Annotated in this window: 9 protein-coding genes; 2 read left to right on the top strand and 7 right to left on the bottom strand. The window is 32.5% G+C overall.

Annotated features, from left to right (window positions below):
• Window positions 1-55: 55 nt before the first annotated feature.
• From AB4Y90_RS12060 to AB4Y90_RS12035, 6 genes are all read right to left on the bottom strand, one after another.
• Window positions 56-340 (bottom strand): 2TM domain-containing protein, encoded by a 285-nt coding sequence (locus AB4Y90_RS12060; protein WP_441557826.1) that lies wholly within the window; start codon window positions 338-340, stop codon window positions 56-58.
• 6 nt (window positions 341-346) lie between these two features.
• Entirely contained in the window at window positions 347-640 is a 294-nt protein-coding gene (locus tag AB4Y90_RS12055) for a 2TM domain-containing protein (RefSeq protein WP_441557825.1), read from the bottom strand.
• Window positions 641-850: 210 nt separating this feature from the next.
• Window positions 851-1,144: a 2TM domain-containing protein gene (locus AB4Y90_RS12050; protein ID WP_441557824.1), complete on the bottom strand. Its 294-nt coding sequence runs from the start codon at window positions 1,142-1,144 to the stop codon at window positions 851-853.
• A complete protein-coding gene (locus AB4Y90_RS12045; RefSeq protein WP_441557823.1) occupies window positions 1,126-2,388 on the bottom strand; it encodes a histidine kinase in 1,263 nt (420 codons plus the stop codon). Before AB4Y90_RS12045 ends, AB4Y90_RS12050 begins: the two co-directional genes overlap by 19 nt.
• Before the next feature lie 137 nt (window positions 2,389-2,525).
• On the bottom strand, window positions 2,526-3,173 hold the full coding sequence (locus tag AB4Y90_RS12040) for a hypothetical protein (protein WP_441557822.1): 648 nt from the start codon (window positions 3,171-3,173) through the stop codon (window positions 2,526-2,528).
• Between the two features lie 307 nt (window positions 3,174-3,480).
• Complete coding sequence (locus tag AB4Y90_RS12035; RefSeq protein ID WP_441557821.1) at window positions 3,481-5,703, bottom strand: TonB-dependent receptor; 2,223 nt, start codon at window positions 5,701-5,703, stop codon at window positions 3,481-3,483.
• A 414-nt stretch (window positions 5,704-6,117) separates the two neighbouring features.
• Here AB4Y90_RS12035 and AB4Y90_RS12030 point away from each other — a divergent pair, with 414 nt between their 5' ends.
• Window positions 6,118-6,621, top strand: a complete 504-nt coding sequence (locus AB4Y90_RS12030; protein WP_441557820.1) for a superoxide dismutase family protein — start codon at window positions 6,118-6,120, stop codon at window positions 6,619-6,621.
• A gap of 67 nt (window positions 6,622-6,688) precedes the next feature.
• Here AB4Y90_RS12030 and AB4Y90_RS12025 read toward each other — a convergent pair whose 3' ends face one another.
• Window positions 6,689-8,818, bottom strand: coding sequence for a carboxy terminal-processing peptidase (locus AB4Y90_RS12025; protein WP_441557819.1), 2,130 nt, complete (start codon window positions 8,816-8,818; stop codon window positions 6,689-6,691).
• Window positions 8,819-9,356: 538 nt separating this feature from the next.
• Here AB4Y90_RS12025 and AB4Y90_RS12020 point away from each other — a divergent pair.
• On the top strand, window positions 9,357-10,424 hold a 1,068-nt coding region (locus AB4Y90_RS12020), incomplete at its 3' end, for a hypothetical protein (RefSeq protein ID WP_441557818.1).

Raw genomic sequence — 10,424 nt, 5'->3', positions numbered from 1 at the left:
ACCCTTTCTTGTGCGCTGTTATAATCCATGATATTAATTTTTTAATTGTTTTTATTTAAAGTAATTTTGAATTTCTACTCTCCTTTTCCATCAGTTGTTTTATTTTTTTCTTTTCCCAGTTTTTACCTGTAAAAAGATAAAATGCATATCCCAAAATGCTTATCCCGAAACCCAATAACGGGAACCAAAACCAGTTAAACTCCGGATTTACTTTCAGATTAATAAAAATTAAATAAGGAGAAAGTAAAATACATCCGGTAAGCATAATGTAGAAGGCTTTTATCTCTTTCATCCTGCTTTTTGCAAACTTGTACTGCAGTTTTTCAAGATTATTTTCCATGGCAGATTATTTACTCATGTTTTTTTGCTCTTCCTCCATCAGTTCTCTTATTTTTTTCTCTTCCCAGTTTTTCCCGATTCCGAAAGTGTTTACAGCATGTATCGTAAGACCCAATCCCCAACCCAACATTGGCCAGTAAAACCATAAATGACCCGGTGACGTCAAAAGATTTAAAATCAGTAAAAACGGAATAACAAGGCAATAAGAAGTAAGATTACCGTAAAAACCTTTCAGATCTTTTACTCTTTTTGCTGCTTTTTCGTAGGCAAGATTTTCTTTGTTTAATGATAAATTTTCCATGATTTTTTATTTTTAAAATTAATATTTGTTTGTTTTTCCTGAGTCAAATTTAAATCAAGAATCAATCATGAATCAACTTTATATGACCGAATGGTAGAAAATATCGACTGAACAGCAAAAATCCCGACTCAACGGGAATCGGGATTTTATTTTATCTGCTAATATTTTTTTTAAACTGAAGAACCACAAGAAATACTTAAAAAAAGAATTTCAAAAGTTCATAAAAGTCAGTTTCATTTTTTTTTTATTTTTTTCCATTAATTCTTTAATTTTCTTTTCTTCCCACCGTTTTGCAAAATTGAATCTCGGTAAAAAAACATATAACGCATGAGCAAGAACACCTATTCCCCAAAATATGGCAGTAAAGAAATTTTTAACCTGGAAATAGCTCTCATTTGGCTTTAAATTGATGTAATTAAAATAAACAATCAGAAGGTTTACGGCAACGTATGAAAACAGATGCCCGTAGAAACCCCTTAATCTTTCTACCTGTTTTTTTGCCATCTGGTAATTGATGAAGCAACACCAATACCCCATCCTAAAAGCGGCCACCAAAACCAGTGATACTTATTTTGCGTGTACAAATTCACAAAAATCAGGAAAGGAATAATGGTGCAGTAAGAAATAAGATTTCCGTAAAAGCCTTTAATTTCTTTTACTCTTTTCTTGGCTCTTTCGTAAGCTTTATCCTGATTTTTTGCATCAACCTTCTCGGTGTTTGGCTTTTCAGATAATACCGGAAGCTTTACTTTAAAATAATCTTCTGATTTTTCTATAAAAACATTCTTTTTTGTAAGTAAAGAATAGCGCTGTACAATATTTGCCAAACCAATTCCCGCACTTTCTTTTATCTGTTCACGAATCTGCAGATTATTTTCTATACACAAAGTATCTCCTTCCGTGAAGATCCTGATCAGCAAAGGCTTTGAAGACGTTGCCAAATTATGCTTGATGCAATTTTCCAGAAGCAACTGCAGGGAAAGAGGAACCACAAACTTTCGCAAGTCTCCTTCTTTTATATTAAAAATAAAATTTACACTGTCTTCAAATCTGGTTTTCAGCAAACCGCAATAGGTTTTTGCAAATTCTATTTCGTCTTCAATCGTTACTAACTCTTTATCTTTCTGTTCTAAAACATATCGGTAAATCTTCGACATAGAAGCGGTAAATTTCTGCGCCTGAACAGGATTTTCATCTATTAACGAGCTTAAAACATTTAAAGAATTAAACAAAAAATGCGGATCGAGCTGGTTTTTTAAGCTTTCAAACTGTGCATTGGCTGATTTTGCAATTAATTTTTGCTCTACAACTTCCTTTTTAGAAGATTTTTTGAGTTCTTCCATAAAGCCTTTTGCATGGAGAAAAGCAGAAATAAGCAGTGCAACATTAATGGTAAACCAGTTGATAAAATTGTATTTCCCGGAAAAATATTCTTCTGTAGTTGCCGCTTTCTGAAACACTACAAAATTCATATAATTACAAAAATAGACAAGAATTACGTTTGCTATAAGAATCGTTACAATACTGATAATTGCCCTTTTTGTAGTCGCTTCAGACCAGGGAAATTTTTTATTAAGAATATCATTGATCAATCCGTTTCCGGCTCCCAAAACGAAAGAATACATAAATGAAATAAGCACGGTCAGCAAAAAATTATTTATTGTTTTTTCGCTTGTAAAAGCAAAAAAGAAAAACATTGAGGTTCCGAAAGAGATCCATGCTAATGTTATAAAATTCTTACGTTTCATTGGTCAATATATGCTTTAAGTAATTGTCGGTTTTTAGTTGTCAGTTGATGGTTTAAGAATCGCTTTTTTAATAACGTTTTATAATCTTAAAATTCCTTTCCGCAGCTAAAATACTGGAAAATAGAGTTAAAATTCACTTATTTTACTGGCTGATTGATAAAATATTCAGCTTCTTCTTTTCCCCAATTAGGATCTAAATTTGTTTTCGGCTTAAATGAATTAAACTTTTCCAAAGCGGTTTTAAACAATTCCATTCCTTTGGTTTTGCTTCCTCCGTATTGTTCCGGTGTAAAGTAAATATCTTCCGCTTTTATAAGCGTTACTCTCGGATTGTTTGGGTTAAATTTTTCAGCTTTTGTAAGCTCTTCCTGAGCTTTCATTCCAAAAGTCATGTATCTTTCCTGCGGATTGACCATCATTTTCAGTGAATAAATCATTTTTTGCAGCAAATGAATCTCTGAATTTTCTTTTTCCAAACTTTCTGCAGCATCAACAAATTTTTGAGCCTGATCTGCTGTTGCATCTAATTCCTGCATTTTTCCTTCTCTCATCAAAACTCTTCCTTTCTGAATATAAGAAAAAGCAGCATAATAATTCGGCAGCCATTTTGTGCTTTCTTTATCTGCAATTCTCTGAAAATCGTTTGCCAAAACCTGGAAATCATCCGGTGTTTTGCAGGTTTCGATCTTCGCAATTTTCTCTGTCATTATTTTTTCATAATTAGCCTGAGCAAAAGATAATAAACTCATACAAGCTAAAACAAAACTTAAAATGTATTTTTTCATAGTTTCTGAAATTTTATTGTTTAATTTTTTTATTAATAACTAATTTTTTTAACGCAAAGTCCACAAAGATTTTTTTAATTGTTTGAAATATTTTTTCGTTCGCAAAGCGTTTCACTCAGCTAAGGTTAAAAATTCTAACGAGTTCAGGCAATAAAATCTTCGATTTTCAAAAACTAATGTGATCTTATCAATTATTTTTAATTAAAACTAATGTGACTAATGTGTTAAAGCTATGTCTCTTTTGACTATGTCGAATCTTCGATTTGCGTTTTTAAAACCAACTCAATCAGTTTCTATATTCATTTTTTTAAAGATTATTATTAATCGCGTCCTGCGTTTTATCAACCCCGAAGCTGATAAACATTCCCACAAAAACAAATGTATTGACCGGCGGAACAACTGTCGAACTTCGGCTTCCGTTTTGTGAAAAATTGTATCCATACACGTTTTTATTTCCTAAAATATTTGAAATACTTAAAACGAAAATAGTAAATGCTTTCGAATCTTTTTTACCAAGATTGGGAAGATAATTAAAGCTTAAATTCAAAGCGTTGTAATCTTTCAGTCTTCCTTCATTTCTTATAATATTTACATCATTTTGTGTTACGATGTCGTAATAAGGGCGACCTTTTGCATAAGTATAAGAAAGGTTGACTCCGGTTTTCCATTCGGGGATAAATCTTTTGGCAACAACTGAAAGCGTGTGTTCTGCCGCAAAATTAGGCTTTAAACTTACAGGATAATTCAGGAAATCTCTTTTAGAATCCAGGAACGAATAACTGATCCAATAATCGATGTTTTCAAAAGTTTTTTTGTCTCTCCAAAATACTTCAAGCCCTTTTGCGAAACCGTTTCCGTTATTATTGAAAGCAGTTTGCACTTGCTGGTTCTGGTCAGAATCCGGAATAATATTCTGGGTTTTAATCAAATCATCATATTTTTTATAAAAAGCCTCAAACCTCAAGCTTCTTCCTTCCGTAGATCGCTGAACCTGAAAAATATAATGCTGAGATTTCTGAAAACCTAATCTTGCCGATGAATTAATGTATTTACTTTCAGGGTTTTGAAAGAACAATCCGTATGCGAAAGAAGTTGTCCAATCTTTTGCTAAACGATAAGCCAAAGCAAAACGTGGGGCAATATTATTTTTATTCAGGTATGAAGAATTTTCTGCTCTTAATCCGATTTTTGCAGACAAATTATTGCTGAAACCTAAATCTGTTTCCACAAAACCGGAAGAGATCAGATCGCGATAATTTTTATTGACTTCTCCGAAATTTAGTTTTTCGTTGGCATAATTCAATTCAAATCCGCCTCTCAAAGCACTTATTTTATTGATTTTTCGGTCGACAACTGCTTTAAAATTGATATAATTTCCGTCATTTAATAATTCTGTTTTTTCCGATTCAACCTGATTGGTTTCCGTAGAAAAATTTAAATCTGACTGATTATAAGAATACGATGCGCTTGTATTAAAAAGATACTTCCCGAATTTTTGCTTAAAAGACAAATTATGATAGGTATTTTCACCTTTTAATCTTACCAAGGCAAAATCATATTCCGGTTCCAGACTTTCGGTTTTTACACCCATTTTATTAGTGTCAAACATTCCGTAATATTTAAAAAATCCGCCTGATTTTGTTTTGATTCTAAAATTGGCATCTGCATTTAAACCTCGTGGCGCATCAATAAAATCGGTATTAAAATTAAAAACTTCCTGCATCAAACCTAAATTTGAATATCCTAAAGTCGCTCCATAAGAATGATTTTTATTTTCACCTAATTTTTGGAAACCTCCGCTTAGAAATATTGGCGAAACCCCGAAATCATAAGAACTCTGGTCTGGAAGATCTACACTTTCGAGCATCAAAGCTCCGGAAAGAGCCTGTCCGTACAAAGCAGAATATCCACCGCTCGAAAAAATATTTCCTTTGAAAAGAGACGTATTAAAACGGTCTCTTCCAGCAATTCCGGGAACCGAACTGGAAAAATAATTATTGATTAAACTTCCGTCCATAAAAATTTTGGTTTCGGTTCCTGTTCCTCCACGAACGAATAAACCTTCGGTTTCCCCTACTTTTTGAACTCCGGGAAGATAAGTTAAAGCGGAAGAAATTTGTCCATCGGCTCCGGCTGTTGTGTAAATATCAATTGGCGTCAATAAAGCGGTCGCTCTCTTTCTGTCGCTCGCTTCGATAGAACCTGCGGAAATCACGACTGCATCGATTTCATTGATCTGCTCTTTTAATTCGGCATTTACAGAAATGTCTTTATCTTCAATTAAAATCGGTTTCTGAATTTCGTTGTATTTGGGATGAATAAAAGTCAATACATGATTTCCTTTTTCAGAAGTTTCAAAAGAGAAATTTCCGTCGGAATCTGTTGTTGCACCGTCGTACGTGTCTTTTAAAGTCACATTAATCTGGCTTATTCCTTTATTTTTAAAAGTCACTTTTCCTGTAATTTTTGTCTGAGAAAAACTCAGCGCAAATGAGAAAAAAGAGATGAGAAAAAATAGTTTTGTTTTCATAGCTGTTTTTAATTCGAATCAAAAATAAGATGAATTTTTACAGCTTTATATTTTTTGTGACTGAACTGTAGAATTTGGAAACTGAACCGCTATTTTTGATTTTATTCAAAAAAAACAGACTCTAAGAACTGTTTAAATTTAAATAATTTATCTCGCAGATTTTGCTGATTAAGCAGATTAATATGTGTAATCTGTGAGGATTATATAAAAATGATTGAAAAAAATTAAAATCATACAGAATTTAAATTAATAAAACTTAAACAGGCTCTAAAAATATCACGCTTTGATTGCTCAATCTTTTTCTAAATCAAGTTCGGTATCAAGATTGATGCTCCTTTATTTAATAATTTCAAAACTTAAGCTATTCTGAAATAGTTTACTAAATTTATGATCACAACATTTAAATATTAATTTATGAAACTACAGACTTTAACATTATTAGCCAGTTGTGCCTTATTTGCAGCATCGTGCAGTACGAGTAAAACCTACAACATTATGGCAAAAAGCGGAACCGAAACCGGCGGAACGGCAAAATTTACCCAAGACGGAAATGAAGTGATTATGGATCTGGAAGTAACAAATCTTACACCCGGAATTCATGCAGTACACATTCACGAAAAAGGCGACTGTTCTGCTCCGGATGCCACTTCTGCGGGAGGACACTGGAATCCTAATAACCATAATCACGGAAAATGGGGCGAAAATCAATTTCACATGGGTGACATCGGAAATCTGGAAGCCGGTGCAGACGGAAAAGCAAAACTTACTTTCAAGACCGATAAATGGTGTCTCGATTGTGTAGATGAATCTAAGAATATTATCGGAAAAGGAATCATCATTCATGCCGATAAAGACGACTTTATGACGCAGCCAACAGGAAATGCAGGCGGAAGAGTGGGATGTGTGGAAATTAAATAATTCCTGTATTCTTAATAAAAAAATTTCGGCGCTCATCTTCGATGAGCGCCGAAATTTTATAAGATATTTAAACTTTAGCCTTCATATCTGCAACGATGTTCATCGCTTCCTGAAGGTAAGAATCTTTTCTAAGGTTTTTGATCCACAATTCAGATTTCTTTTTGAAAACCTCATCCTTTTTCTCTCTTTCGATTTCTGCAGGATACATTTCAAATTTTAATCCGTTATCAAATTTCGTCAGTTTTTTAAACTTTTCAATTTGAGATTTTCTGTGTTTCATCAAGTCATTAAACTTATTGATATTTAAGGTAATGGTTTCTTCTTTATCTAATTGCTCTCTCCATTGAGCTGACTCAAGCAACAATTGATAATTTGCATTTTTTGCCATTCTGTCGTTGCTCGCTTTTTCTAAAGCTTTTACATCAAAATAGCTAAGCTTCTGGAAAGTAGCACTCGGAATTTTATCCCAAGCCAAAGCAAAATCATCATATCTTTCCCCAATTTCTGCATAGGTAAAGAAGTCTTTCATCTGAACATCAGAAACAATTCCTTTTCTTTGGTTTGATTCACCAGTAATTCTGTAGAACTTCTGAATCGTCAGTTTTAAAGATCCGAAATCGTCTTCACTGTTTAAAAATCTGTTCAGATCTACGAAAGTCTGTACCGTTCCTTTACCATAAGACTGAGGCGAACCTACAATAATTGCTCTTCCGTAATCCTGCATTACACCTGCCAAAATCTCGGAAGCTGAAGCCGAAATTTCATTCTGCATAATTACTAAAGGACCCGTCCAGATTGGTGATTCCTGCTTGTTTTTTAACGTCTGGATTTTTCCGTTTCCGTCTTTTACCTGAACATACGGACCTGCATTCATAAATAATCCCATGATGTCCCCAACTTCCGTTAATGAACCACCACCGTTATTTCTAAGGTCTAAAACAATTCCTTCAATATTCTGAGCTTTCAGCTTGATGATTTCGTTTTTGATGTCATCAGAAGCGTTTCTTCCTTTTTCGTCTTCGAAATCTGCATTAAAGCTTGGAAGATTGATGAATCCGTATTTTTTACCGTTTGGAGAATTTACAATGATACTTTTCGCAAAAGTGTCTTCAATAGCCACTTCTTCACGAATCATCGTTACTTCTACAATTGTTTTATCTTTTTTCTGAACCGTTAAAGTAACCGGAGTTCCTTTTTCACCTCTAATTAAACGAACTGCCTCATCAGAAAGCATTCCTACAACGTTTACGTGATCTTCATTAGGTTTAGATTTTACTTTTAAGATCTTATCACCCTCTGAAAGTTTTTTAGATTTCCAAGCCGGCGCTCCGATTGATAAGGCTCCTAAATAAAGGTTTCCTTTTTTCTCCTGGATAATAGCACCGATTCCGATTACTTTTCCTTTAAACTGGGTATCAAAATCTTCTTTATCTTTTGGAGAATAATAATTGGTGTGCGGATCGAAAACTTCTGTATAAGCATTCATATACACCGAAAACCAATCCATTTTTTTTCTTTTTTTGAATCTTGTAAAAGTTTCTTTTACCAAATCTTTTACTTCATCTGTCGCTTTTGTAAGCTTTTGCTGTGGCGAAAGAATTTCAAGTTTGATGGTATCTTTCAGCTTAAATTTCTGTACAGAATCTTTCTTTTCTTTCTGAGCTTCTTCTTTGCTGTTCATCGATTCAATTTCCTGAAGGATATTGTATTTGATGAATTTTTTCCACTCATTATACTGCTCTTTTTGATCTGCAGGAACTTTTTTCAATTTAGATTCTAAAACCAAAGTTTCATCTTCCTCCAAATTAATCGGTTTGCTGAAGATTTCCTGAGTCATTTTATCAATTTCGTCTACTCTCTGATACAATCTGTCGATTGTCAGCTTATAAAACTGCAGATCTCCCTGATTGATATAATCGTCAAGCTTTGTTTCGTGCTTGCCAAATTCATTCATATCAGACTGCAGGAAATATCTTTTTCCGGGATCGATCATTTCAAAATAATGTTTGTAAACATCTTTTGAATAGGCATCATTGATAGGTTTTGGGCTGTAGYGTAAATAAGAAAGAGTATTTTTAACGCTCACCATTATCGTCTGCATTTTCTCATCGTCATTTTTCGGCGAGTTGAAACAAAACATAAGACTTGTTAATGGAATAAAGAGTAGAAATTTATTTAGCTTAAAATTTTTCCACATAAATCTGTAAATATATATTTTATTAAATTCTTTTAAATCATCTAATAAGTAGCGTTTATTAAATGACTGTTACAAACTATCAAATTTAATACCTTATTTACAATTATCAATTAGTTTTAAGTAATTTTGTTTAATCTCATTTACAAAATGAAATTTTTATCAATATTGCAGAGATTAATTAAAAATCGAGCAGTAAATGAATAATATTTACATAATTTCATCTTATTTAAATTATTTTTTGTAAATTTAAATTGATGATTCTCTTACAGCTTGCTGTTAATTGAATTTTATCGTTTATATTAAGAATTTATTCAACACAAATGATGATTCTAATAAGACAAATCTTTATTATAGCTTTGTTTTCTTTTACAAAAATATATTCTCAACCAAGTATTGAAGGTTAGGAAACATTTCACTCGGATTGAAATATTTAGATCTTTATTCTAAAGATTTAAGCCTTATTTATAGAAAAAAGCAGCTGATTTTTTTTGCTGTTGCTTATATAGAGCTTGGAAATTATAAAAAGGGCATTGAGCTATTGAATCAACGCTTATATGATATCCGAAATGATCAGGATCATCAAATTTATATAAAACTTTCAAGAGAACTGGAAACGGCCGCGACATACAATACGAAAGGAGATGCTTTTATTAAATGGTATAAAGATTCGGGTGAAAGCAAATATCTGGATTCTTCGTACCTCAATTACAAAAATGCATATCAAACCATAAAAACTATTCCTGATTTTTCCGGTTATTCACGCACACTCTATTATTTACGAATGGCAAATTTATCTTTACTAAAAAAAAGATATTCCTATGCTCTATCACTATACAATAAGTGTGAAAAAGACTCGCTCTTTATGAGCAAAAACCCTTCAAAAGAAGCGGTCTGGGTTGGCAAAGCAGAAATATATACCAACCTGAAAAAAACCGACTCTGCATTTTACTACATTAATCGATTATACAAAAAAGATAAGACAAAACAATTTTCTTCTGAAAATCTATTGAAAATATACCATTTGCTGAGCATAAATTATGAGAATACAGGAGACAGTAAAATGGCATATAAATTTGCAAAACAAAGTTTATCGGAAATTGATAAAATAAAATCTCAGAATATATCCGGCAATTTGCTTTTGGGACGGCATGAGCAACAGGAAATACAATCTTTTTCGGAAGAAATGCTGAGAAAAGACAAAAGAAAGGTTATTCTTCTGGCAACTTTGTTTATCTTATTTGTGGTAATTGCTTTTGTAAAAATTTACAGAGCATATAAAAAGAAAAAAAAGCTTATTTCGGAATATGAGATTAAACTTTTACATTCGGAAAAAAATACCGGATCTTATATTGATATTGAAAAAAGACTCATCATAAGGATCCTCTCAAAATTAGACCAGCTGGAAAGAAAAAAAAAGTTTTTATCTAATGATTTTAAGCTTACTACAATTGCTAAAGAGCTCAATACAAATACTGCCTATCTGTCTCAAATAATAAATGAATACAAGAAAACATCTTTTTCAGATTACGTGCATGATCTGAGAATTGATTATGTGGTAAAAGAACTGCATAAAAATTCTGTTTTCAGAAATTATACTATTCAAACC

Source organism: Chryseobacterium sp. 2TAF14, assembly GCF_052115105.1.
Lineage (GTDB): Bacteria > Bacteroidota > Bacteroidia > Flavobacteriales > Weeksellaceae > Chryseobacterium.
The sequence above is the reverse complement of the archived record's forward strand: the minus strand, read 5'-3'. Positions and strand labels throughout refer to the sequence as shown.

What these genes read in the sequence shown, in the direction of transcription:
- AB4Y90_RS12045 (WP_441557823.1), bottom strand. Translation starts at nt 2,388, where the DNA reads ATGAAACGTAAGAATTTTATAACATTAGCATGGATCTCTTTCGGAACC.
- AB4Y90_RS12030 (WP_441557820.1), top strand. Translation starts at nt 6,118, where the DNA reads ATGAAACTACAGACTTTAACATTATTAGCCAGTTGTGCCTTATTTGCA.
- AB4Y90_RS12035 (WP_441557821.1), bottom strand. Translation starts at nt 5,703, where the DNA reads ATGAAAACAAAACTATTTTTTCTCATCTCTTTTTTCTCATTTGCGCTG.
- AB4Y90_RS12060 (WP_441557826.1), bottom strand. Translation starts at nt 340, where the DNA reads ATGGAAAATAATCTTGAAAAACTGCAGTACAAGTTTGCAAAAAGCAGG.
- AB4Y90_RS12050 (WP_441557824.1), bottom strand. Translation starts at nt 1,144, where the DNA reads ATGGCAAAAAAACAGGTAGAAAGATTAAGGGGTTTCTACGGGCATCTG.
- AB4Y90_RS12040 (WP_441557822.1), bottom strand. Translation starts at nt 3,173, where the DNA reads ATGAAAAAATACATTTTAAGTTTTGTTTTAGCTTGTATGAGTTTATTA.
- AB4Y90_RS12055 (WP_441557825.1), bottom strand. Translation starts at nt 640, where the DNA reads ATGGAAAATTTATCATTAAACAAAGAAAATCTTGCCTACGAAAAAGCA.